Genomic DNA, 23,876 nt, shown 5'->3' with positions numbered 1-23,876 from the left:
AAAGAAAAATGTCAAACTTAAAACTAGGAATTAACGGATTCGGAAGAATAGGAAGAATAGTATTTAGAGCAACAATCAAGCGTCCAGATGTAGATGTAGTTGCAATAAATGATTTATTAGATGTTGAACATCTAGCATATTTATTAAAATACGACTCTGTTCATGGTCGTTTTGATGGCACTGTAGAAGTAAAAGACGGCCATTTGGTTGTAGATGGGAAAACCGTTAGAGTAACTGCAGAACGCGATCCAAAAAATTTAAAATGGGATGAAGTAGGAACTGATGTTGTAGCTGAATGTACAGGTATTTTTACAACTTTGGAAACAGCTCAATACCATATTGATGCTGGAGCTAAGAAAGTGGTAATTTCTGCTCCTAGTAAAGATGCCCCTATGTTTGTAATGGGTGTTAACGATAATGAATTAACTGCAAATCATAAAATAGTCTCAAATGCATCTTGTACAACAAACTGTCTAGCTCCTTTAGCTAAGGTTGTTGATGACAATTTTGGTATCGAAGAAGCTTTAATGACAACGGTTCATGCTACAACTGCTACGCAATTAACGGTAGATGGACCCTCAAGAAAAGATTTTAGAGGAGGAAGAAGTGCGTTGTTAAATATTATACCTGCTTCTACTGGCGCTGCAAAAGCTGTAGGTAAAGTGATTCCTAAGCTAGACGGAAAACTTACAGGAATGGCATTTAGAGTGCCAACAGCTGATGTTTCTGTAGTTGATTTAACAGTAAAAACCAAAAAAGAAACTTCGCTTGAAGAAATAAAAGCTGCGTTTAAAAAGGCTTCAGAAGGTGCTATGAAAGGTGTTTTAGGGTACACCGATGAATTAGTAGTTTCACAAGATTTTGTTAGTGATGAGCGTACAAGTATATTTGATGCAGATGCCTGTATAGAGTTAAACTCAACTTTTTTTAAATTAGTGTCTTGGTACGATAATGAGTTTGGTTATTCAAATAAACTGGTTGACTTGGCTCAAAAGGTAAATAGCCTTTAATTTTATAACATAAATTCTAAATTCCGTAGGATTATGTTTTAACATAGGCTACGGAATTTTTAGTATATAATCATTATGATTTTAATAACAGATGGAGGTTCTACAAAATGCGACTGGATTGCAATAGATGAAAAAGGTAATCAAGTTAACCAAAGAATTAGGACCAAAGGCTTAAATCCAGCCATTTTAAGTGAAAAAAAGCTCAATAAAATCATCCGAAAAAGTGATGAGCTAATGGCTATTAACACAGAAGTGAAATATATATTCTTCTACGGTGCAGGCTGTGGTACAGAGAATCCCAGAGCAATGCTAAAGGAAATTTTAGAACAGATTTTTCCTAATGCAAAAGTAGATGTTCAAGAAGACACCATGGCTGCCGTGAGATCTACTATAAACAGTAATGATGAAGCTGCCGTGGTTTGCATCTTAGGTACAGGTTCTAATTGTAGCTATTTTGACGGAGAGACATTGCACCAACGTGTTAAAAGTTTAGGTTATACTTTAATGGATGAAGCCAGTGGTAATTATTACGGAAAAGAATTGATAAGAGATTACTATTTTAACATTATGCCACATACTTTAAAATTAGCTTTTAGTCATAAATACAATGTAGATGCTGATTACATAAAGTATAATTTATATAAACAACCTAATCCTAATGCATATCTAGCAAGTTTTGCAGAGTTTATGTTTTTAAATAAAGACTCAGACTATATTAAGGAATTAATCAAATCAGGTCTTCGTAAGTTTACAGAACATATGATTCTTCAGTTTAAAGAAGAATTAAACAAAGGTATCTCTGTTCACTTTGCGGGTTCTATAGCTTATTTTTCTCAAGAGGAGATTAGAGAAGTTGCTCAAGAATATGGTTTTAAAGTCGGTAATTTTGTCAGAAGACCAATTGAAGGTTTGGTGCATTACCACGTTAACAATTTATAAATGGAAATAGCTTTAATTGCGCACGATGGAAAAAAAGCGGAAATGGTACAGTTCTTAAATGAACATTCAGAAATCTTGCATCAAAAGAAAATCACTTTAATATCTACTGGTACAACAGGAGAGAAGGTTAAAAAAGCTGGTTTTGAAGTCCATGCGCTTTTATCTGGCCCTCAAGGAGGTGATGCCCAAATTGCTGCAAGAGTAGCAGAACGAAAATGCCAAATGGTCATATTTTTTAGAGATCCTTTAGACAAACACCCTCACGAACCAGACATTTTAATGTTGATGCGGTTATGCGATGTTCATAATGTGCCTCTGGCTACAAATCCAGCCACGGCAGAATTATTAATTAAAGCGGTGTAAAGTGTTGTTCATTTTGTGTTAATAAATCTGAAAACACCTATTGTAAAACTTATATTTTGGTTATATCTTTGTAACATCTTTAAAAATGAAACGAAATTATGTTTGAATTTGATCAATATTTAGGATTTTTAGCATTTTTAACCATTTTAACTATAGGGTTCTGGTTAATGATTTTCCTTTTAACCTTTGTAATACCTTACTGGGTGTTTGGTTCTGCAATTGAGCGTTTTAAAGAAATTAGAGAAGAAAAGAAAGCTGAGCGTGAAGCGAGTTTATAACCGCTAATGAGATATAAAATATAAGAGCACCAATTGTGGTGCTCTTTTTTTATCACTATTTTTAGATAAATTTCGATTATAAAATGAAATATATTTTTACCATACTTTTTATTTCACTCTCTTATTTAAATGCCCAACAAATCCTTCCTCAACGGAAAAGAGCTGAGGTTATAGACAAAATTTTAAAAGACAGATTTGAAAATCTATTGCCAAAATTAATGGATGACTCGGGCTTTGATATGTGGATATTAATATCAAGGGAATACAATGAAGATCCAGTACTTAAAACCATGTTACCTGCAACCTGGTTGAACGCCAGAAGACGCACTATCCTCGTTTTTTATAGAAATAAAGACAACAACACCCTTGAAAAGCTGGCTGTTGCCCGCTATAATTTTGGGGAAAATATCATATCGGCATGGGACAAGGAAAAACAGCCAGACCAATGGAAGCGATTGATGGAAATCATTGAAGAAAGACAGCCAAAATCCATAGGACTTAATTATTCCGAACATTTTAATATCTGCGATGGCATTTTAAAAACAGATTATGAAACCTTTATGGAGAATCTACCGAGTGATTATAAACCAAGGGTGAAATCAGCTGAAAAGTTAGCTATATCATGGATCGAAACACGTACCGAAAAGGAGATGATTATTTATAGCCAGTTGGTTGATATAACCCATGATATTATTGCAGAGGCATTTTCGAAAAAAGTGATAACTCCAGGCGTAACCACAACCACAGACGTAGAGTGGTGGATGCGTGATAAAATAACAGCTTTAGGATTAAAAACTTGGTTTCATCCTACGGTTGATGTTCAGCGTACTGCAGAAGAATTAGGCAACCATTTGTATGCGTTTTCCAACAGACCAGAAAATATGGTTATTCTTCCTGGAGATTTATTGCACTGCGATATGGGAATAACCTACCTGCGTTTAAATACAGACTGTCAGGAATTAGCTTATGTCTTAAGGCCAACGGAAACTGAAGCTCCAGATTTCTTGGTGGAAGCTCTTAAAAAAGGGAATAGGGTACAAGACATTTTTACATTCAATTTTAAAACAGGAAAAACCGGAAATACTATTCTACTTGAATCCTTAGAACAGGCTAAAAACGAAGGGTTACGACCAGCTATTTATACACATCCATTGGGCTCTTATGGTCACTCTTCAGGAACCACATTGGGCATGTGGGACGCTCAAGATGGTGTTCCTGTTAATGGAGACTATCCGTTGCACGAGAATACGGTGTATGCCATTGAACTAAATACCACGGTTAATATTCCAGAATGGCAACGAGATATACGTATTATGCTTGAAGAAGCTGGGTTTTGGGGACCAAATGGCTTCAGATATGTTAATGGTAGACAGACAAAGCTGTTAACTATTCCAAGAATAAATGTGCAAACACGCAATTAAACCTGCAGCACTCCCAAATTAAAAGGTTTTTCAATAGGAGCATGGTTGGCGGCCTCAATACCCATACTAATCCAGGTTCTGGTGTCTAAAGGATCTATGATGGCATCAGTCCATAATCTTGCAGCAGCATAATATGGAGACACTTGGTTATCGTATCTCGATTTTATTTTATTAAAAAGTTCCTCTTCTTTTTCTTTTGTGATGGTTTCGCCTTTCTTTTTTAGCGAAGCAGTTTCAATTTGTAAGAGTACTTTAGCAGCAGATTTACCACTCATTACGGCAAGTTCAGCACTAGGCCATGCTACGATCAATCTTGGATCATAGGCTTTGCCACACATGGCATAATTACCAGCACCATAACTGTTGCCTATGACAATGGTGAATTTCGGTACAACAGAATTACTAACGGCGTTTACCATTTTGGCGCCATCTTTTATAATACCGCCATGTTCAGACTTACTACCAACCATGAAACCGGTGACGTCTTGTAAAAAGACAAGTGGAATTTTTTTCTGATTGCAATTGGCTATGAATCGTGTTGCCTTGTCGGCTGAGTCATTGTAAATAACACCGCCAAACTGCATTTCGCTAGGTTTGGTTTTAGCACCTTTAGTTTTTACAATTTGTCTCTGATTGGCAACGATTCCTACAGCCCAACCATCAATACGTGCATAACCTGTAATAATAGTTTGACCATAACCCTTTTTGTATTCATCAAATTCAGAATCGTCTACCAAACGCTTTATGATTTTATTCATATCGTATTGGTCCGCTCTGCTTTTCGGTAAGATCCCATAGATGTCCTCAGAACTTTCTTTTGGCTTAGCGGGTTTTATTCTGTTGAAACCAGCTTTATCAAAGTCACCAATTTTATCCATAATGTTTTTTATAGTGTCAAGGGCGTCTTTATCATCTTTAGCTTTATAATCGGTAACACCAGAAATTTCACAATGTGTGGTTGCACCACCCAAGGTTTCGTTATCGATGGTCTCTCCGATAGCCGCTTTTACTAAATAACTTCCAGCAAGGAAAATGCTTCCTGTTTTATCTACAATAAGCGCTTCATCACTCATTATAGGCAAATAGGCTCCACCAGCAACACAACTGCCCATGACTGCAGAAATTTGAGTAATACCCATACTGCTCATCACGGCATTGTTTCTAAAGATTCGCCCAAAGTGTTCTTTATCAGGGAAAATCTCATCTTGCATGGGTAAAAATACACCTGCACTATCTACAAGATAAATAATAGGTAATTTGTTTTCAATTGCAATTTCCTGTGCTCTTAGGTTCTTTTTTCCGGTAATAGGAAACCAAGCGCCAGCCTTAACCGTTGCATCATTAGCAACAACAATACATTGTTTGCCTCTTACATAGCCGATTTTTACAACAACACCACCAGACGGACATCCACCATATTCTGGATACATATCTTCACCAGCAAAAGCACCAATCTCTATAGATTTAGATTTAGGATCCAATAAATAATTTATACGTTCCCTAGCAGTCATTTTTCCTTTGCTGTGGTGCTTGGCTATACTTTTTTCACCACCACCAAGTTTTATTTTAACCAGTCGTTTTTTTAATTCAGAGACTAATAGCTTATTGTGGTCTTCGTTTTTGTTGAATTGAATGTCCATAAATTTTATTTCTGTGGCTACGAATTTACGAAACATTAGTTTTAGTTGCTAGAGGTGAAATCTAAATGAAAAGTTAAATATATATAACACGGAAATATATTCCTTGGAAAATAAATTATTTTATTCTAAATTTGTACCATAAAGATTTATAAAATGAAAAAAATATTAGCATTTGCAGGGAGTAATAGTAAAACGTCAATTAATAAGCAGTTGGCTAAATATGCATCTTCCTTATTAAAGGATGTTGAAGTGAACTTAATCGATCTTAATGATTTTGATGCTCCGTTATATAGTATAGACCTAGAGGGCGAATTAGAAGAAATGCCAGAAAGCGCAAATAGATTACTTAATCTAATTAAAGAATCGGATGGTCTCGTACTCTCATTGGCAGAACATAACGGTGTTTATGCTACGGTGTTTAAGAATCTTTTTGATTGGATGACAAGAATTGAAAGTAATTTCCTTTTTAAAAAGCCAATGTTGTTAATGGCTACATCACCTGGTGCTAGGGGAGGGCAAACCGTTTTAACTATTGCAAAGGCAAGATTTCCATGGCACGATGGTAACATTGTAGCTACGTTTTCGCTTCCATCTTTTAATGAAAATTTTGAGAATGGTAAAATAACAAATGAAGATTTAAATAATGAGCTTTTAGCACAAGTAGAAGAATTACAAAAATCGCTATGAAATGGGAGATATAGCAAACGATGTTAATTCAAAATTTAAGGACAATAAAACCAAAGCCTTAATAAACATTTTGTACACTGCAAATTGGATTACGGCAAAACAAAATACATTTTTTGCAGCATTTGGAATTTCACCGCAGCAATATAATATTCTTAGAATCTTAAGGGGAGCAAATCAACCATTGTCTATGCAAGTAGTAAAAGACAGAATGATAGAGCGTGCTCCTAATGCTACAAGGTTGACGGATAAATTATGTGCTAAGGAATTAATAGAGCGTATACCATGTAAAGATGATAGACGTGTGGTTCATGTTCAAATCACTAAAAAAGGATTAGAATTGTTAGATGAAATTTCTGATGATTTTAATGACGATTGGCTAGGAGAAATTACTGAAAATGAAGCGGCACAATTAAGCGATTTATTAGATAAAATACGATAACTAAATAAGAAAGGAAAATAGAAATGAAAACAATACTTCACAGAGCAGAAGACAGAGGATTTGCAAATCATGGATGGTTGCAAGCAAACCATTCCTTTAGTTTTGCCGGTTGGTATAACCCAGAAAAAGTACATTTTGGTGCATTAAGAGTGTTAAATGATGATATTATTGCACCAAAAATGGGATTTGGGACACATCCACATGACAATATGGAAATCATAACAATCCCACTAAAAGGAGTATTAAAGCATAGAGATAATATGGGAGATAATTGGATACCTGTTGTTCCAGGTGAAGTACAGGTGATGTCTGCAGGAACTGGTATACAACATTCTGAGATTAATGGCTCTGTAGATGAATACCTAAGTTTATTCCAAATTTGGATCATCCCAGAAGAACGCAGCGTGAAACCAAGGTATGATCAAAAAACTTTTCATGAAGAAGACAGAAAGGGGAAATTACAAACCATAGTAACCTCTTTTAAAGATGAAGACGAGAATAGTTTAAAAATACATCAAGATGCAAAATTATCGCGTTTAGATTTAAAAGGAAGTGAGTCGTTTACCTACGATTTAAAAAGTAAAAACCACGGTGTCTATGTAATGAATATCAGTGGAGGAGTTTCGATTTCAGATGTTCAATTAAACTCAAGGGATGCTTTGGGAATTACTGAAACACCTGACTTTAATATAAATGCAACTGAAGACTCTGAACTGCTGTTCATAGAAGTCCCTATGATTACATTGTAATAGTATTTAAGTTGTTGAAGTGGCACCACAAATTGTGGTGCTTTTTTATTTTAAAATAACGATATTTGTTCCTAACTAACTATCTAAAATTAAGAATACGATTATGGCGATGAATAAAAACACGGTTTTAGCTTGGGCTACAACCATAATGATTATTGTTGGACTTGGATTAATTGCTCTTGGTGCATTCCGTTACGATGAGGTTGCGGGATGGGGCTTTGCAGCAGTTGGCATTGGCTTTTTTGCCATAGCTTGGGTGTTTAATGCATTAAAAGGAAGAGTATAATCATGAGTGACGATAAGCAAATAATCTTCTCAATGTCTGGTGTAACCAAGACATTTCAATCAGCAAACACTCCAGTACTAAAAAATATCTATTTAAGTTTTTTTTATGGAGCAAAAATTGGGATACTTGGTCTTAATGGTTCAGGTAAATCCACCTTATTAAAAATCATTGCGGGTGTAGATAAAAACTATCAAGGCGATGTCATTTTTAAACCGGGTTATACGGTTGGCTATTTAGAGCAAGAACCGCAATTAGATGACGAAAAAACAGTTATGGAAGTCGTTAAGGAAGGTGCAGCCGAGATTGTAACTATCCTAGATGAATATAACAGTATTAATGATCAATTTGGTTTAGAAGAGGTTTATAGCAATCCAGATAAGATGGAAAAGTTAATGAATCGTCAAGCTGAATTGCAAGATCAAATTGATGCAACTAATGCTTGGGAATTGGATACTAAGCTAGAAATTGCAATGGATGCCTTGCGTACACCAGAAGGTGATAAGAAAATAGGTGTATTATCTGGTGGTGAACGTCGTAGAGTAGCATTGTGCCGTTTACTTTTACAAGAGCCTGATGTATTGCTATTGGATGAGCCAACCAACCATCTAGATGCAGAATCGGTTCACTGGTTAGAGCATCATTTGGCGCAATATAAAGGAACAGTAATTGCTGTAACGCACGATAGGTACTTTTTAGATAATGTTGCTGGGTGGATCTTAGAACTCGATAGAGGAGAAGGTATTCCTTGGAAAGGAAATTATTCATCGTGGTTAGACCAAAAGTCAAAACGTTTGGCACAAGAAAGTAAATCTGCTTCTAAACGCCAAAAAACTCTAGAGCGAGAGTTAGAATGGGTACGTCAAGGTGCTAAGGGAAGACAAACTAAACAAAAAGCACGTTTAAAGAACTATGATAAACTTTTAAGTCAAGACCAAAAGCAATTGGATGAAAAACTTGAAATATACATTCCAAATGGACCTCGTTTAGGGACTAATGTCATTGAGGCCATAGGTGTGAGCAAGGCCTATGGTGATAAGTTATTATATGAAGATTTAAACTTTAATTTACCTCAAGCAGGCATTGTTGGGGTCATTGGACCAAATGGTGCTGGTAAGACCACAATATTTAAGATGATAATGGGAGAGGAAACTCCAGATAAAGGGGAGTTTATAGTTGGGGAAACAGCCAAGATTGCCTATGTAGATCAAAAGCATTCAAATATTGATCCTGAAAAAACCATATGGCAGAACTTTAGCGATGAACAAGAGCTAATTATGATGGGTAATCGCCAAGTCAACTCTAGGGCCTATTTAAGTCGATTTAACTTCTCAGGTAGTGAACAGAATAAAAAAGTGAAATTACTTTCTGGTGGTGAACGTAACCGTTTACATTTAGCAATGACCTTAAAGGAAGAAGGTAATGTTTTACTTTTAGATGAGCCAACCAATGATTTAGATGTCAATACTTTAAGAGCTCTTGAAGAAGGTTTGGAAAACTTTGCAGGTTGCGCTGTAGTTATCAGCCACGATAGGTGGTTTTTAGATAGAATATGTACACATATCTTAGCCTTTGAAGGAGATTCTCAAGTTTTTTTCTTTGAAGGGGGATTTAGTGATTACGAAGAAAATAAGAAGAAGCGACTTGGTGGTGATTTGATGCCAAAACGAATTAAATATAAAAAGTTAGTGAGGTAATACTTGCGTACTTACAGCAACAAAAAAGCCAGCATTTGCTGGCTTTTCTGTTATATCCTTTTTTGTTAACTTAATTATCACCATAAAGGTGTCCGCTCGTAAAATCTTTGTAAGATTCGTCAACATCCTTAAATGCATTGGTTTCCATTAGTTTCTTATTCTCTGCTTTTAATTTGTACATCTTAATTATAGCTATAATTATGAAAACAAGGAATATAGAGGCTACTGCAATAAGAATCATTGTAAGTTGTGTCGTAGTCACTAATAAAGATTTGGAAAGCAATTTGTTATGCATGGTTTATACGATTAGATTTGGGTTCTATGGAGCTAATATAGAAAAAAATGCTTTTCCAAATACTTAATTTTAAAGAATTTACAGTTTTGTTATAAACATACTCATCGTTAAAATGGATTAAATATCCGATTAAAAGTAGTGTTTTCGGGTGAAATTCAACTTTTACGAAGTTGTTAACAATTTAAAAATTTAACACTTTTATGAAACTAATACCAGTCTAACAATTGTACTTCAACGGAATTGTTTTTTTCATTAACAATTTTCTTAAACAAATTGACATCACTTAAACCATCAGTACCTCTATAATGATAAGGATAGACCTTTTTTGGTTTAAATTCTAGAACAGCACTCGCAGCACTTTCAACTGGCATGGTGTAGGGTAGGTTCATACACACAAACGCCTTGTCGATATTTTTTAAATTACGCATTTCAGGAATATCTTCCGTATCACCAGAGATATATATGCGTTCATTGTTGATGTTCAACACATAGCCATTCCCTCTTCCTTTAGTGTGGAATTTTAGCGCTTCCTCTCTTAGGTTGTACATAGGTATTGCTTCAATGTTAATACCATTGTGTTCTAAAGTTTCACCATTATTAAGTGTAATAATGTTGTTACTTACCGTGCTTGGTATTTTATCAGTAACCGCTTTTGGAGCAATGATAGTTATATTATTTAGCTTTAACGCTTCTAATGTAGAAGTGCTTAAATGATCTCCGTGTATATCCGTAATTAAAACTAAAGTTGGAGATTTTTGACCTTCAAAAGCTTCAGAACCACCAGTAGGGTCTACGTAAATAACTTCAGAGCTAGATTCTAGCACAAGTGTACCATGTGTAATGGGAATAACTTTAATGTTTTCTTCAATTTCTTTCTGTGTAGTGTTGGTAGCCAGTTCAGTTTCCTTTTTTTCGTTTTTACAGCCTAAAATCGTAAGTAACAAAGTTGCAAATAGTGTAATTTTTGTAAGTCTCATAAGTGTTGATTTTTTATAAAGATATTCAACAAATAACGGTAACTGAAATTATGTAACATTTTTATAACATATGCTACCTATTATTTGAGGTTAAAGTTTTTGTAGTCTTAAAAAATTACCGAAATTGCTTATCCTAAAATTTGTTCAACTAAATAATACGATACCACATGTCTGATGATTTTGATTTATTAGAAACCAACTCACAGGAGAAACCTGAGAAAGTAGATGTAAACTGGGGCAAGGCCATAGACCAAATGAAGTCTAAATTGGCACAGGAAGATGATCCGGAAAGTCGTCAGAAAATATTAAATGCAACTCTTGATAATGTTGTGGATATGGCTGAGAAAGACCGAACAACGCTTCTTGATGCCATAAAGGATTTAACGGATTATCAAGATGAAGTTGGTATCATGTTTGAAGGCTTTTCGGCTTTAAATGACGCTGAGCAAAAAATCATTGACGATGCGGTTAAACGATTAGAGCGCGCTAAGGTTGAGCTAGAAGATGCTAAAGCAAAACCAGATACTTGGTGGAATAACCTTTGGGGAAGAAAATCTAAAATCAAAAAAGCTGAGGACGAATTAGCTTCAGCACAAAAGCAACGTGATGGTGCGGATAACAAGGCCAAAGCTATGTTTCAGCAGCGTATAGAAACGGCTGATGTACAGACCTTATTAAATGAATTGTCATTTAAAAGTCAGGCAGCAATCAAACGACTTAAGGACAGAGAGCTCGAAATCAAAGAGGTAGAAGAGAGCTTAAAATCTGCCATCGTAGAGGCAAGCAACAACCACACCAAAGCACTTCAAAAGAAGGAGGAAGTTGAAGCTAAACTTGAAGAGCAGTATGCTTTGTTAAAGCAAGCCAGACAAGCCTTAGAAGAAGTGGCCGACAAGCAATCTCCTGAATACTCAGAAGCTCTAGAAAAAGTAACTCAATTAGAGCAAAAGGTGGAAGAATTGGAAGGTCTTAAAAATGCATATACCACTTTAGCGGCTTCCAAGGATAGTTTTGTACACAAGCACAACTTAACCATTAAGGTTCTAACCTCTTTACGTAGTAACTTACAAACCCATCGTGCTAAATTAAAATCGGATACTGATGAACGTTTAAAATATTACGATGGATACGTGGTGGCTTTAAAGGCGCGTACAGATCAGGAGTTTGCTGCGATATTAGAGCATTTAGGGGTTAAGACCGATGAGCATATTGGTGAAACTCTAGCAGCTATGCATACCGCAAGTGCCAAAGCACGTCAGGAAATGATGGATAACATTCCTGTACACGAAAAAGTAATGCAAGGTATTTATGGTAGCTATGCAGAGGCACTAAAGGATATTAGATCTAAAGATGCCGAAATTCAGAAAAACTTTGCTGACCGTTATGGTATTGATATGAAGGAAATCTTTGATGAATACTATAGCGCAGATCCTAATGCACCTTCAGGTGATGGTGAACCAGCAGGTGAACCAAAACCAGAAGCTAATGAAGATGATTTACTTGGGTAAATCATGTCTTCAGTTACTAGTATTCAGTGAAAGTTAAAAACTAACTGAATACTGGTTACTGTAAACTGAAAACTCAAAGATGATTGTAACCCCCTTAGATTCAGCTGTATTAGATTCTAAAGAACAGTATGTGTTCTATCATAAATTGATAGATTTCACACTGAAAGAGCTTATTACGGCAGTTCAGGCTAAACAAATATTAAATCAACAAGAAATATTGCTTTTTAAGCAGTATACAGATTTGCTATTGTATTCTATCGAAGCCATGCGTGTAAAATACATGTATGACGAGGAGGAAAACATGAAAGTAGATCTCACGGATTCTAGTTTTCCAAATTATTTAGAATTCAGGTATCTATTTAATGATCTCGAATTGCGGGAGGAATTTTTAACAAAGCTTACGGATATTGAAGTGTTAAAAGACGAGTTTCTAGATACACTACTTAGAAAGAAAAAACCAATATCCAAACGTAAATTGTTCCAGGCAGCATCCATTGTTTATTATACATCGGCGAGAAAGGAATACATATTTAACCGATTTGTACAAGGTAAGATAATCATTGCACCAGAGGCTTCACCTGCAGAGCATTTGGTAAGTTGGAGTTTTTATGATGTTACCCATAATAGACCCTTTATCTGTTATATGTATTTTAACTATGACGGAAGAGATGTGCAAGCCTATAAAGATGAAATCTATTTGGTATTAAAAAATACGTCTGATCGCGAAATGAATCTAGACACCATGGCCTACGCTATAGACAAGCGTTTGCCAAAAGTGTTGCCCAAGCTCATTAAGCGAATAGATTTAGGACCAATCCATAACGTATTTGCAAAAGACGAAAACGAAATAACGCACGCCATCTTAGATGGTATTGCCAAAAAAACAATACCACTAGAGTCTTATGTTATTTCATTTAAAGTGGATGAATTGAAGTCACAGAGCGAATTTAAAGAAGGAAATTTTTTTAGTAAGCAGATTTTTCAAAGGTGGGCAAGTCCATTTAGGCAAAGATATGTTTTTGCACCACATAGAATCATACAGTTATTATATAACAAAACACCAGAAATCATGAACGATTTAGCAATTCCACCAGTGCAGGTTTCTGACTTAAAAATTGATAAAAAGTAACGTCATAACGAGGAACAGGGTGACGTGGTTATCTTTTCAATTAAAAAGATTGCTTCACTTTGTTCGCAATGACGAAAAATTATAAGAATGCAACACAACTCAACATTCCCTATAAAGCAAAATGAACTCGATATGCTTCGTGATGAAGCAACGTCTTACTTAAAATCTATTCAATGGGAGCAAAGTCAGCGTGCAAAAAATAGAGACAACAATGGTAAGGACGAATCCATTTTGTTGTATCTATCGCGTGCTAACAATGGCAGTAATGTTTCTGTAACCTCAGTTTCAAAAACCATTTTAAGTTTAAAAAAGCGTTTATTACCCGAGTCAGTCGCCATACCTATTTATCTTAACCAGTCGTTATATGCCGTTCAAGAAGGCATCACGCTCGGGATCTGGATTAAGGATAGTTACTATGACGCTTCAGGTTTGTCATCGTTAATCGAAAATAGGTCGGCCTTAGATGGTTCAGGAAAACGTGAGTACGAAAGTAAAATGCTAACAGCAACAGCTTTTATGCTATTTGCCACAGCGTATAAAATTTTACACGATTTAAAACCATATGCTTCAGATGATTTGTCAGTAATGAAACAGAAGTTTGCAGGTATTCCTGAAGTATCGTTTTTATCGCCTTTAAAAGGGATATCGTGTCAGTTGTTTTATTATGATAAGTATTTAGGACATCCGGATATCATCAAATCAGATAAAGATGTTATCGATTTTACAGTGGTTTATTTTGAAGCCCTTATTGACGAAATCCAACTTAGAAAAAGTAATTTAGAATATACAGATACGATTGAAGACCGCTCGTTTAAGTTAGAAAATTCAGACTTTACTATTGATGGCTGGAATAATGTATTTGCTGGTACAGCGGTTAGTGTAGAATTTAATAAAGTACAGTTTGAACAAATCGTTGGAAATAAGGATGCTAAACACTTTGCCAGACGTTTAACTGAACGTCTATTGAGCTACGATTTTGAAGCAAAAAAGAATCCATTTCAAGAATTGGGTGGTTTTATGCCAGTATTTATGGGTTACGGAATTCCAGGTACAGGAAAAAGTATGCTTATCGCAGCTATTGCAACACGATTAAAAGAACATAGCGAAAACTTAAATATTCCATTCTTATTTCATCCAATGCCAGACACTTTGATTTCGACCTTTCAGGGTGGTTCTGCTGAAAAAATGGTAGAATGGATGAAACCGTTGCAAGATCCAACCCGACTCATTTTTGCACCAATTGACGATGCCGAGAATAATCTACAAGAGCGTACCACACAAGGGGTTTCGGCTGGTGTTAAGGAAGTGATAGGTGTATTTCTTAGATATACCGAAGGTGCTTATGCTGTTAATTATGGTAACAGTTCTATTGGCTTGTTTACCAACTTGCCAGAAATGTTGGATAAGGCCGTGATTTCACGTGTGCAAGGACGATTTAAAATTGATGGTGCGCGTAATGAAAAGGACTTTGTGGATCAGGATTATCTATGGTGGAAAAAGTTAGAAGACACCATGCCAGACTTCATCAATATGAGCAACCCTAGTGATTATAATTATCTTGATGCACAGAAAGTAGCGAAGAATTTAGGCGAAATCTTGGAGAAGATAGATAAGCCAACTGAAGAACGTGTTTTAGACGCCTTCGATAAGGTGTCAAGAAAATATAAGGACAATGAGCATATGTTCTATGCACATTTATACACAGAAATTCAGAAAATTTTTCCATTCTTTTCATCTCGTGATGTGCGAAACATTCAAAAAGCAGTGTCTTTACGCCTAACCGATTTCGATTTAGAAGACGATTGGTTTAATAATCCAGAAGTCTATTTCAAAAAAGATTATGAAACCAAATTCGGAATGCTTCAAGAGTTGATGCGTGCCAACATGAAAGGTCTCGATTTTAGTGACATTAGACGACAAGAGGTGGTACGTTACTTGGATAATGTGGCGACTATTGCAGATACCGATTTTAAACGTAAGGTAGATGCTAGAATCGATCAATTAAATATAGAAACGGAAGCTAGGGGAAGGTTTGAAAAGAGAGAATAATGTCTAAATTTAAATATACTTTAACTGTTTTAAACGCTTCTGTGATTACAGGCTATTTATTTTTAATAGTTTATGCATTAATGAAATGGGAGGTTTTATCAAAAGGGGATGGATATGGAGTTGTTGCTTTGGTATTAGTTGGTGCATTAATTACATCAGCTTTAGTTATTGATGTTTTAATTCAACTCCTTATCAAAAATAGAAAGACACAAAATATAATAGGTACTTTATTTATCCCAATCTATCTGTATATAATTATTTTAAATTCTTAAAGATCAAAAACATTTTCTATTGCAATACGCACAAATCATAGTTTTGTAAAGTTTTTACTGTAATGTTTTATGACTAAGCGCATCAAAAATATTGACCGTACCATTCTATCAGATAAATACTTTACTTTATCCCAGATAAAATTTAATTATCAATTAAAAAATGGAAATTGGGTTGAAAATACTTGGGAAGTTTTAGAGCGAGGTAATGCAGCAGCAGCGTTGTTATATAGTGTTGAAAAGCAAACGGTCATTTTAGTAAAGCAATTTCGTTTACCTGCTTACATGAATGGAGTAGAACATGGGTTTCTATTAGAAGTGCCAGCAGGAATGTTAGACAATGATGATACTTCAGCAGAAGAAGCCATGAAAAGAGAACTGATAGAAGAAACAGGATATAAGATTCCTGAACTTAAAATGGTTTATAGTGCTTTTGCAACACCTGGTGGTAGTACAGAACGCTTTTCGTGTTTTGTTGGAGAATATACTGATAAGATGAAAATCAATGCAGGAGGTGGTTTAGATACCGAAAATGAAGACATAGAGATTTTAGAAATACCATTTACAAAAGCCATTGAGATGATGGAAAATGGAAATATAATCGATGCAAAAACTATTATGTTGTTGCAGCATGCACAGATAAATAAACTAATTCCTGCGTAGGCAGGAATCTCAAAAAACAAAGATTAGCGCTTAAGTTCATCTTGAGCGTAGTTGAAAGGCGGCAATAAAATGAACAAACTTAAACAAGCAAATCTATACAGAAGCGAACTTATACCAGTAAGTGGTAAGCTGGTAGAGCGCTACAATAAATGTTTAAAAACACTTGGTTTTAAAGAAACCAAGCTCAAATCTTTTTCTATAGATGGTATCGGCTGGAGTCCTGAAGTGGCAGAGGAAAAGAACGATGTACATTATCTCAATCATGGAGGTGCAAATCCTCATGGTATTATCATTTCACCTTTACAAAAAGGAAAGCCTGTATATTTGCCCTTTCACTCTTTTGACAGAGAGATGATGCAACGCATTTTTAGGACTCATGGTAGTAAGATTAATGATATTACTAGAGACTCAGCCATATGTATAGATTTTGATCAGGATATCGATGTCTTTTATGAGCCTTTGGATGTTTTAAAATACGATGATGTAAGCATTAGTTTTAGGCTTATAGATAATCTTGAGCATAAGCAAAAAGAGCAACTTCGACTTGTAGATAAATTTAGAACAGGTAATAATTTTATAGACGAAAACATCCATAAAGAACTGCTAGATTCCGCTAAGACTTATGGAGATTTGCGTGAAAGAGATTTAAATCTTCATGCGTTGCATTATACCACAGGTTCGTTTTATACGCGTGCCTTTGGTGGTGTGTATTTGTTACGAGATTTTATCCAGACCATTGTGGTTTTCGAAGATAAGGACTCTTACAAAGAAGCTATAAAAGATACCGTTCTTGATGTATTGATTTATCACATAGAACAACCAGAACTGATTGAAAAGCTAAAAAGCCATATCATCATTGAGTGCGATTTAGAGTACATGGTAACAACTCCAAATTACGATCGTATTAAAAAGTTTGAATTATTCAGCAAGCTAAAGGAAGCAGAGCATCCTATAAAAGAGATACTTAATAGTAAAGCACTTTTTAAAAGCTACCTAAATAAGATAGATATATCAGCTCGAAAACAAGTAATGGGAGTTGAGTTGTATTTAGAAAAATTAGAACGTAGTAACGCTTACAAAATTGAAGATATGGTAGATCAGTCAATGTATTTTGCGTTACATCAACCACATTCATCTTTGTCGGCTGAGCATCGCGATTTAATTCATAAGTTGTTAATCAACATTGCTCCAAAAGATGTGTTATTCTTGTATTGGTACGATAAAGAACTGTTTTATAAGAATTATGAGACTTGGGATGCTTCCTTTCAGGATTGGGTGATTGAGACGATAAGTAACAATATTTAAGTTTTTTAGACTAATTTTATAGGAACCTTAAAAAGAATATTATGGGATTAGGAATGGACATTATCATTTTCGTTTCAGCAATACTATTTGGTATCTTTCTGTATTGGAGAGAGTCTAACGGAAATGGTGCATATCGTTTCATTAATAAAATAATGAATAGCAAAGAATTACAAATGGAAGCTAATAATCCAAAAGGTTTTATATACAAGCAACCATTTATACCAAGATTACTTTTTGTAGTCATTACATTATTAATAATAGGGTTGGTTTTACAGTTTTTAACACCAATAGAAATCTTTTCAAATTACTTTGCATTATCTGGCTTTGCAACATTTGCAACAGGAACTTTGATTGGTACATATCTTGCCAATTTTGTAATTAAAACTACAGAAGTCGTAGAGAAAAAAAGTGATTCAATTGGAGATTTAGTAGGTGATGCAGTAGAAAAAGGAAAAGACTTTATTGAAGATATAAAGAACAGGGACAATAAAGCTATAGAAGAAGCAAAAAAAGAAATTACAAAAGAGCCAGAATCTAAAGTAGAACAGAAATCAGCCCGTGACCGCTTGAAAGACAAGGGTCTCATGTAGCACAGGATGTCATCCTGAACTTGTTTCAGGATCTCATTATTAAGATTAAGTAAGAAACAAATAGAATCTGAAACAAGTTGAGAATCACAAAAACATATCATGATAAAAAACTATTGGAATAAAGGCGCAAAGCAAAAACGAATAACCATATTTCTTGGTTTGTTACTGCTTATTTTATTGTTCTTCTTTAGGGACGATTACCAGCCATTTTTATTATTCATAAGAAAGTATATTTTTATAATCCTTGTAAGCACGCTAGTCTTGGTGCTTGGTTTAAGAAAATTTAGAAAAACAGCCAGTACAGGTAGTCGCTTAGGAATTTTAGGTTTGTTAATCGTGTTTTTTGGGTTGCTTTATTTTTTAGGTTGGAATCAAGGTTTGTACGATTACATGAAAACCTACAATGTCTTCAACAATCTCAATAAAGTAGAAATAGATGAATTGCCACTAACGCAGAATGAGCGTATTCAACCTTTGCGAAACATATTTTCAATGGCAAACGAAAGTGTAGGTGAAACTAAAGATGTATCGCTTCCACATTTGGTAAGAATTGGTACAGAGAATAAATGGACAATGGCTATTCAACCAAGTGAAAAATATATAATGCAGCGCATAAGCGATAATACAGAAGAAGTTTTTGCGGTGAGTAGTACAACACCTTTTCCTCGATTTTCTAATGAGAATAGAATACCTGTTACTTTTTCAATAGGTGAATCCTTAAAGTTTAGTAGAAATACCTATAACGCAGTTGTGCAACGTTTTAATCCTTGGATGTTATTCAATTATGAGCCAAGTGATACCTTTTATATGAAAAATGATGAAGGTAATTGGGTACAAGTAGTCAGCTTAATAAAATGGAAAGGCTTCTTTTTTTCATATCCAACGTTTGGCGGTGTAATGATTATTGAAAGTGGTGAGCACGATTTTAATGACTATATAGAGCGTGTTGCCATTGGTAAAGGCACATTTGTGAGTCCGGACGAAATAAAGAATTATAAGTTTTTACAAAAACAGAACACTTTAGCCGAAAGTGTGTCGCAGTTACAAGCAGAATCTTTAAAGTTTTTAGGAGGTTTTAGTGACCCGTTACCATGGAATATGGAAACTGCAGTGAAGATTCCACTGATGCCAAAAGATCAGAACCAACAACCTTATGTAACAGATTTTGACTTTGCAGGAAGTAATTCTGATGCGTATAGCGGCTTATATCATTGGTTTGGTTTGGAACCAGTAGGCGAAGAGCGTACCAGTTTAAGCTATAGTGTGTTTGTGCCGGCAGATGGTACAGATAAGTTGTATTATTACGACCATGCAACCAAAAAGCAAGGATATGCAGGTGTATCTGCTATGCCACTAAAGGTGAAAGAATCACGTAAAGAATACGATTGGAAAGCCAGTACACCAGTAGAGTTTAGACCATACATTAAGGATATTGCAGGCAGAAAGCGTATGTTCTTTTTAGGAACAATTTCTTCAATAAGCGAGCAAAATGCACAACAGTTTGATGGCTCTGCAACACCTGATTTAGTCTTAATCGATAGTGAATATCGCGATGTGATTTGGATAGATGTGAAGCATCCAAGTACTTGGGACGAAACAGTATATAATCAATTGAATGAAGCCTGGAGATCTAGTGAAGGAATAGGATATTACTACCAAGAACAACCAAAAGATGAGGATTTAATGCAGATGCAAATAGACTCACTTAAAACTATCCCTAAGATAGAAGACAATTCAGAAAAGATAAAAGCATTGGAAAGACAGTTAGATTCTCTAAAGACATTAGGTAACTAAAAAATGAGATATATAATTTTTATTCTAACATTTTTAGTAATTACCTCTTGTTCTTCCGATAAATTTGAACTTCCTGAAAATGCTAATGAATTATTAACTAACAATTCTAATAAAACTTGGAAACTAGCCAAGCGCTACAATGATGGTTATCGCATGAATATGGGAGATTGCTTCCTGTCATATAGGGTAACTTATAACGCCAATGGTATTACCACGGATAATAATTCACAAAATAAAGACTGTGGAGAATCAATGGAAGCAAATTGGTCTTTCTATACTAATGATAACGGTTCTTACATTAAAATTAAAGGTGAAAAGGTAAAAACCTTACTCAATCAAGAAAACGATTATAAGTTTTTCAAAATTTCAACACTTTCAGATTCATTATTAATTGTAAGCTTTAAACATAAACAATTCGGGAACAAGGAACGCACAATTGAAGACCATTTAGTTCCTGAGCATGTTGAAGTTAAAGATAGAAATTATCATAATTGATCATTTTAAATCCAAACTTTTAGATTCTGAAACTGTTGTTTTATCTTTAAAAATCAAAATAAAACCCAACAAATGAGTTCAAATTTCTACGATTTTAAAAATTTAAAAGGCGATTTAACAGGTGGTTTAGTCGCTGGTGTAGTTGCATTACCTTTGGCTTTAGCCTTTGGAGTACAATCTGGTTTAGGTGCCATTGCAGGACTTTACGGAGCTATAGCTGTTGGTATTTTTGCTGCCATTTTTGGAGGTACAACAACTCAAGCAAGTGGGCCAACTGGTCCTATGACGGTTGTTTCAGCGGCATTGGTTGTAGCTGCTATTGAAATTACAGGGAGTTTAGAAGCTGCGATGCCTATAATAATTCTCACGTTTCTATTGGGAGGGATTTTTCAGATTATTTTTGGACTAATTAATATTGCAGGTTATGTGAAGTACTTTCCTTATCCTGTAGTTTCTGGTTTTATGAGCGGTGTTGGTCTTATCATTATCATTCTTCAATTGTTTCCTTTTGCTGGCCTAGGATCGGAAAAATCTACATGGTTGGTCATGCAAGATTTACCAAGACTATTTACTGATTTTAACTGGCAAGCAGTTGCTCTAGGTACATTTACAGTTGTCGTGTATTTGGTCTTTCCATATATTACAAAGGCAATTCCTAGTGCTTTAGTAGCATTAATATTAGCTTCGGTAGCCAGTTATTTTTTAAAATGGGATGTTCCAATTATTGGTGAGATTCCCTCAGGTTTACCAAGTCTACAAGTTTCAGGATTATTTAGTATAGATGCGAGTGCCTATGCATTAGTCTTAGAATATGCTCTGGTCTTAGCGGTTTTAGGCTCTATAGATTCGTTATTAACCTCTGTAATTGCTGATAATATGACCAAGACAAAGCATAATAGTAACAGAGAACTAATAGGACAAGGTATAGGAAATGCTATTGCAGCCATTTTTGGCGGTATTCCTGGTGCGGGTGCAACAAAAGGAACCGTTATTAATATTAATTCAGGTGGACGTACAAGATTATCAGGAGCTGTACATGGTCTGTTTTTATTAGCTGTATTATTGGGCTTAGGTAAATTGGCAGCTTTTATTCCGTTGTCTGTTTTAGCTGGTTTATTAATTCCTATAGCTTTTAAAATCATTGATGTAAAGGGATTAAAGCATTTATTAGGAGTGCCACGAGCAGATGCTGTTGTTTTAATTATTGTGCTGTTAATCACAACCTTTGGAAGTTTAATCCAGGCAGTAGGTATAGGTTTGTTGTTAGCGTCGTTATTATTTATGAAACGCGCCAGTGACATTGGTGAAAAAGGAATGGAAGTTGGTACTATTGCTGGTTTTGATGGTGAGAAACCATGGCAAGATGAAAAGGAATTTTACGAAGCTTATAAAGATAAAGTTTACATCAAACACTTGTATGGGCCTTTGTTTTTTGGGTTTACATCACACTTTCAAGATGAAATAAAAAATATACCAGAAAAAGTTAAGGCGTTAATAATAAGAATGGACCGTGTTCCTTATATAGACCAGTCTGGATTATATGCCTTGGAAAATGCAGTTTTAGATTTAGAACAACGCAGAGTTCAGGTATTGTTGACAGCAGTACAGGAACAACCAAAAGACAAATTGGTATCCATAGACATTGTTCCAGATTTAATCTCAGAAGCACATATTTTTGATGACATCAATGGTGCTTTTGATTATTTAAAGTCTCATTTTAAGCTTTAAAATTCTAGCAACATCTTTATATCCGAACGTTTGTAAGGGCTATTCGGTTCTAGTTTTAACTCTTCGAAACCATATTTTCTATAAAGATAAATAGCATTTTCTAATTTAGTACTAGAGTAGAGTAGAAGCGCTTTTAATTGATGTGATTTTCCAAAGTCAATGCAATACTGTAATAGTTTCTGGCCTATTTTTTGTCCACGAACTTCTGGCAAAACAGCCATTTTAGTCAATTCTAAAATACCATCTTCACCAGTTGGCATAAGCGCTACTGTTCCAACAACAATTTCGTCTTTTAGAGCAAAGAAAATATAACCACCTTTATTGATTATGTATTTTTCTGGTTGACTCAATACCTCCTCATCAAAAGGTTCTACATAGAAAAAGGTTTTTAACCACTCAATATTTAATTCGTAGAAACTTTCAGCATATTCAGACTTGTATTCTACAATTCTAATGTCCATTAGCTCTAATAAAATCAGTAATTAGATAGGTGATGAGTTTACCTACTTTTGTCTCAGTTTTTTTTGTTGGAGTAGCTTCACAGATGTGTAAATATTTTGCGTTTTCGTGCTTTGCAAAGTAATGAACAAATTCTCTTGCTTGTTTTACACTAAATCCGCTTGGTGAAGCCGCACTACTTGGTATATTTTCTATAGCATCACAGTCTATCTCTATACCAAAAGCTTTAGAAGACACATGACTAAGACCACGTTCTAATTCAGTATTGTAGTCTAATTCGTTTCTAACTTCTAATGCTTCGTAAGTGTTGTATTTTATAGCTTTTACTTTATTTAGTGTCTTGAAGAGTTTGTCTGAAGTGTAGTTTTCATGCAAACCAAAAATGAAGTAATTTTTCAAAAAACCTTCAGCATAAGTATAGCTAAAGCCATTTCCGCTATGCCTTCCTTCTTCGGCCCTAAAGTCGGTATGTGCATCAAAGTTAACGACGTTGACTCGATCATTAGTTGCTAATGCTAAGCCTTTTATGTTTCCATAAGCGTTATTGTGTCCGCCTCCAATAACAATAGGGATCTTGCCAGCTTTTACAATTGAAGAGACTAGATAGGTCACATCTTTATCTATGGCTTCAACAAGGGTTCTGGCTTTGGAAATATTTTTTTTTGATGGTTTTTGATTTACTATTTCTCTAGCCTCAGGATATTCTAAATGGCCTAAAATTAAAACACGGCTGGGTTTGGTATATGCGTTATTTTGAATGTTTAACAAAAATTTTATACTAGCCTCCCAAGCTCTGTAAGTGCCTGTTTGTCCGTAATTTGCGTATACTCCAATATCTTCTGAAATACCAAAAATAACGTAGTCGACATCTAAATTAACAATGTCATCGTATATGTTAGTGAGGTTAGGTATTAACTGAACAAGTTCTCCAAATTTTGATTCTCCTTTACGAAGCTTTAAAAGTGTATCACGATCTTTTGAAGTGAATAATACGAGATTTTGCATTTGGATGTTTAATTAAAGATTAAAATAAAAGTACAGCTTTATTTAAAAATTCTGACCTATAAACTAGATTAATAAAACAAGAATTAACAAATTACTTAAACACA

General features: G+C 34.9%; 25 protein-coding genes. 20 read left to right on the top strand and 5 right to left on the bottom strand.

Annotation, left to right across the window (positions count from 1 at the left end; translation table 11 throughout):
• Positions 1–8 precede the first annotated feature (8 nt).
• The 5 genes from gap to ACPX19_RS13595 all read left to right on the top strand — a co-directional run bounded on the left by gap (position 9) and on the right by ACPX19_RS13595 (position 4,011).
• Entirely contained in the window at positions 9–1,010 is a 1,002-nt protein-coding gene (gap, locus tag ACPX19_RS13615) for a type I glyceraldehyde-3-phosphate dehydrogenase (RefSeq protein WP_426430582.1), read from the top strand.
• A 75-nt stretch (positions 1,011–1,085) separates the two neighbouring features.
• A complete protein-coding gene (locus ACPX19_RS13610; protein ID WP_426430581.1) occupies positions 1,086–1,949 on the top strand; it encodes a BadF/BadG/BcrA/BcrD ATPase family protein in 864 nt (287 codons plus the stop codon).
• Complete coding sequence (locus ACPX19_RS13605; protein WP_426430580.1) at positions 1,950–2,312, top strand: methylglyoxal synthase; 363 nt, start codon at positions 1,950–1,952, stop codon at positions 2,310–2,312.
• Between the two features lie 98 nt (positions 2,313–2,410).
• Entirely contained in the window at positions 2,411–2,590 is a 180-nt protein-coding gene (locus ACPX19_RS13600; protein ID WP_426430579.1) for a hypothetical protein, read from the top strand.
• Positions 2,591–2,673: 83 nt separating this feature from the next.
• Positions 2,674–4,011, top strand: coding sequence for a M24 family metallopeptidase (locus ACPX19_RS13595; RefSeq protein WP_426430578.1), 1,338 nt, complete (start codon positions 2,674–2,676; stop codon positions 4,009–4,011).
• Here ACPX19_RS13595 and ACPX19_RS13590 read toward each other — a convergent pair.
• Complete coding sequence (locus ACPX19_RS13590; protein WP_426432460.1) at positions 4,008–5,651, bottom strand: acyl-CoA carboxylase subunit beta; 1,644 nt, start codon at positions 5,649–5,651, stop codon at positions 4,008–4,010. The two genes, ACPX19_RS13595 and ACPX19_RS13590, sit on opposite strands and share 4 nt — an antisense overlap.
• A 153-nt stretch (positions 5,652–5,804) precedes the next feature.
• Between ACPX19_RS13590 and ACPX19_RS13585 the strand changes: the two genes are divergently transcribed.
• The 5 genes from ACPX19_RS13585 to ettA all read left to right on the top strand — a co-directional run bounded on the left by ACPX19_RS13585 (position 5,805) and on the right by ettA (position 9,506).
• A complete protein-coding gene (locus ACPX19_RS13585) occupies positions 5,805–6,338 on the top strand; it encodes an NADPH-dependent FMN reductase (protein WP_426430577.1) in 534 nt (177 codons plus the stop codon).
• A 1-nt stretch (position 6,339) separates the two neighbouring features.
• A complete protein-coding gene (locus ACPX19_RS13580) occupies positions 6,340–6,777 on the top strand; it encodes a MarR family winged helix-turn-helix transcriptional regulator (RefSeq protein WP_426430576.1) in 438 nt (145 codons plus the stop codon).
• Between the two features lie 23 nt (positions 6,778–6,800).
• Positions 6,801–7,526: a pirin family protein gene (locus ACPX19_RS13575; RefSeq protein ID WP_426430575.1), complete on the top strand. Its 726-nt coding sequence runs from the start codon at positions 6,801–6,803 to the stop codon at positions 7,524–7,526.
• A gap of 103 nt (positions 7,527–7,629) precedes the next feature.
• A complete protein-coding gene (locus ACPX19_RS13570; protein ID WP_243472163.1) occupies positions 7,630–7,812 on the top strand; it encodes a CAL67264 family membrane protein in 183 nt (60 codons plus the stop codon).
• 2 nt (positions 7,813–7,814) lie between these two features.
• Positions 7,815–9,506 (top strand): energy-dependent translational throttle protein EttA, encoded by a 1,692-nt coding sequence (gene ettA / locus ACPX19_RS13565; RefSeq protein ID WP_426430574.1) that lies wholly within the window; start codon positions 7,815–7,817, stop codon positions 9,504–9,506.
• A gap of 70 nt (positions 9,507–9,576) precedes the next feature.
• Here ettA and ACPX19_RS13560 read toward each other — a convergent pair whose 3' ends face one another.
• Together ACPX19_RS13560 and ACPX19_RS13555 are read right to left on the bottom strand one after the other, a co-directional pair.
• The gene (locus ACPX19_RS13560; RefSeq protein WP_426430573.1) at positions 9,577–9,801 is read right to left on the bottom strand and encodes a hypothetical protein; all 225 of its coding nucleotides are present in this window, start codon (positions 9,799–9,801) and stop codon (positions 9,577–9,579) included.
• Between the two features lie 206 nt (positions 9,802–10,007).
• Positions 10,008–10,778 carry an MBL fold metallo-hydrolase gene (locus ACPX19_RS13555; RefSeq protein ID WP_426430572.1) on the bottom strand — a complete coding sequence of 257 codons (771 nt, stop codon included), beginning with the start codon at positions 10,776–10,778 and terminating at the stop codon, positions 10,008–10,010.
• Between the two features lie 167 nt (positions 10,779–10,945).
• On the opposite strand from ACPX19_RS13555, the gene ACPX19_RS13550 reads away from it, so the two are divergent.
• The 10 genes from ACPX19_RS13550 to ACPX19_RS13505 all read left to right on the top strand — a co-directional run bounded on the left by ACPX19_RS13550 (position 10,946) and on the right by ACPX19_RS13505 (position 22,308).
• The gene (locus tag ACPX19_RS13550; RefSeq protein WP_426430571.1) at positions 10,946–12,286 is read left to right on the top strand and encodes a microtubule-binding protein; all 1,341 of its coding nucleotides are present in this window, start codon (positions 10,946–10,948) and stop codon (positions 12,284–12,286) included.
• A gap of 79 nt (positions 12,287–12,365) precedes the next feature.
• Positions 12,366–13,415, top strand: a complete 1,050-nt coding sequence (locus tag ACPX19_RS13545) for a hypothetical protein (RefSeq protein WP_426430570.1) — start codon at positions 12,366–12,368, stop codon at positions 13,413–13,415.
• An 87-nt stretch (positions 13,416–13,502) separates the two neighbouring features.
• Positions 13,503–15,464 (top strand): AAA family ATPase, encoded by a 1,962-nt coding sequence (locus tag ACPX19_RS13540; RefSeq protein ID WP_426430569.1) that lies wholly within the window; start codon positions 13,503–13,505, stop codon positions 15,462–15,464.
• A complete protein-coding gene (locus ACPX19_RS13535; RefSeq protein ID WP_426430568.1) occupies positions 15,464–15,736 on the top strand; it encodes a hypothetical protein in 273 nt (90 codons plus the stop codon). Before ACPX19_RS13540 ends, ACPX19_RS13535 begins: the two co-directional genes overlap by 1 nt.
• Positions 15,737–15,805: 69 nt before the next feature.
• Complete coding sequence (locus ACPX19_RS13530) at positions 15,806–16,396, top strand: NUDIX domain-containing protein (RefSeq protein WP_426430567.1); 591 nt, start codon at positions 15,806–15,808, stop codon at positions 16,394–16,396.
• A gap of 69 nt (positions 16,397–16,465) precedes the next feature.
• Positions 16,466–17,701 (top strand): DUF6638 family protein, encoded by a 1,236-nt coding sequence (locus ACPX19_RS13525; protein WP_426430566.1) that lies wholly within the window; start codon positions 16,466–16,468, stop codon positions 17,699–17,701.
• Between the two features lie 41 nt (positions 17,702–17,742).
• Positions 17,743–18,291 (top strand): hypothetical protein, encoded by a 549-nt coding sequence (locus ACPX19_RS13520; protein WP_426430565.1) that lies wholly within the window; start codon positions 17,743–17,745, stop codon positions 18,289–18,291.
• A gap of 99 nt (positions 18,292–18,390) precedes the next feature.
• Positions 18,391–20,085: a hypothetical protein gene (locus ACPX19_RS13515; RefSeq protein ID WP_426430564.1), complete on the top strand. Its 1,695-nt coding sequence runs from the start codon at positions 18,391–18,393 to the stop codon at positions 20,083–20,085.
• A gap of 3 nt (positions 20,086–20,088) precedes the next feature.
• Positions 20,089–20,580 (top strand): lipocalin family protein, encoded by a 492-nt coding sequence (locus ACPX19_RS13510; protein WP_426430563.1) that lies wholly within the window; start codon positions 20,089–20,091, stop codon positions 20,578–20,580.
• Positions 20,581–20,652: 72 nt separating this feature from the next.
• Entirely contained in the window at positions 20,653–22,308 is a 1,656-nt protein-coding gene (locus ACPX19_RS13505; RefSeq protein WP_426430562.1) for a SulP family inorganic anion transporter, read from the top strand.
• Here the strand turns inward: ACPX19_RS13505 and ACPX19_RS13500 are convergent.
• Both ACPX19_RS13500 and ACPX19_RS13495 read right to left on the bottom strand, forming a co-directional pair.
• A complete protein-coding gene (locus ACPX19_RS13500; RefSeq protein WP_426430561.1) occupies positions 22,305–22,769 on the bottom strand; it encodes a GNAT family N-acetyltransferase in 465 nt (154 codons plus the stop codon). The two genes, ACPX19_RS13505 and ACPX19_RS13500, sit on opposite strands and share 4 nt — an antisense overlap.
• Complete coding sequence (locus tag ACPX19_RS13495; protein ID WP_426430560.1) at positions 22,759–23,772, bottom strand: formimidoylglutamase; 1,014 nt, start codon at positions 23,770–23,772, stop codon at positions 22,759–22,761. Before ACPX19_RS13495 ends, ACPX19_RS13500 begins: the two co-directional genes overlap by 11 nt.
• Positions 23,773–23,876: the final 104 nt, after the last annotated feature.

Origin of the sequence: Winogradskyella sp. HB-48, assembly GCF_049942685.1 — a bacterium.
Classification (GTDB): Bacteria; Bacteroidota; Bacteroidia; order Flavobacteriales; family Flavobacteriaceae; genus Winogradskyella.
This window is presented reverse-complemented; position numbering and strand designations above follow the sequence as displayed.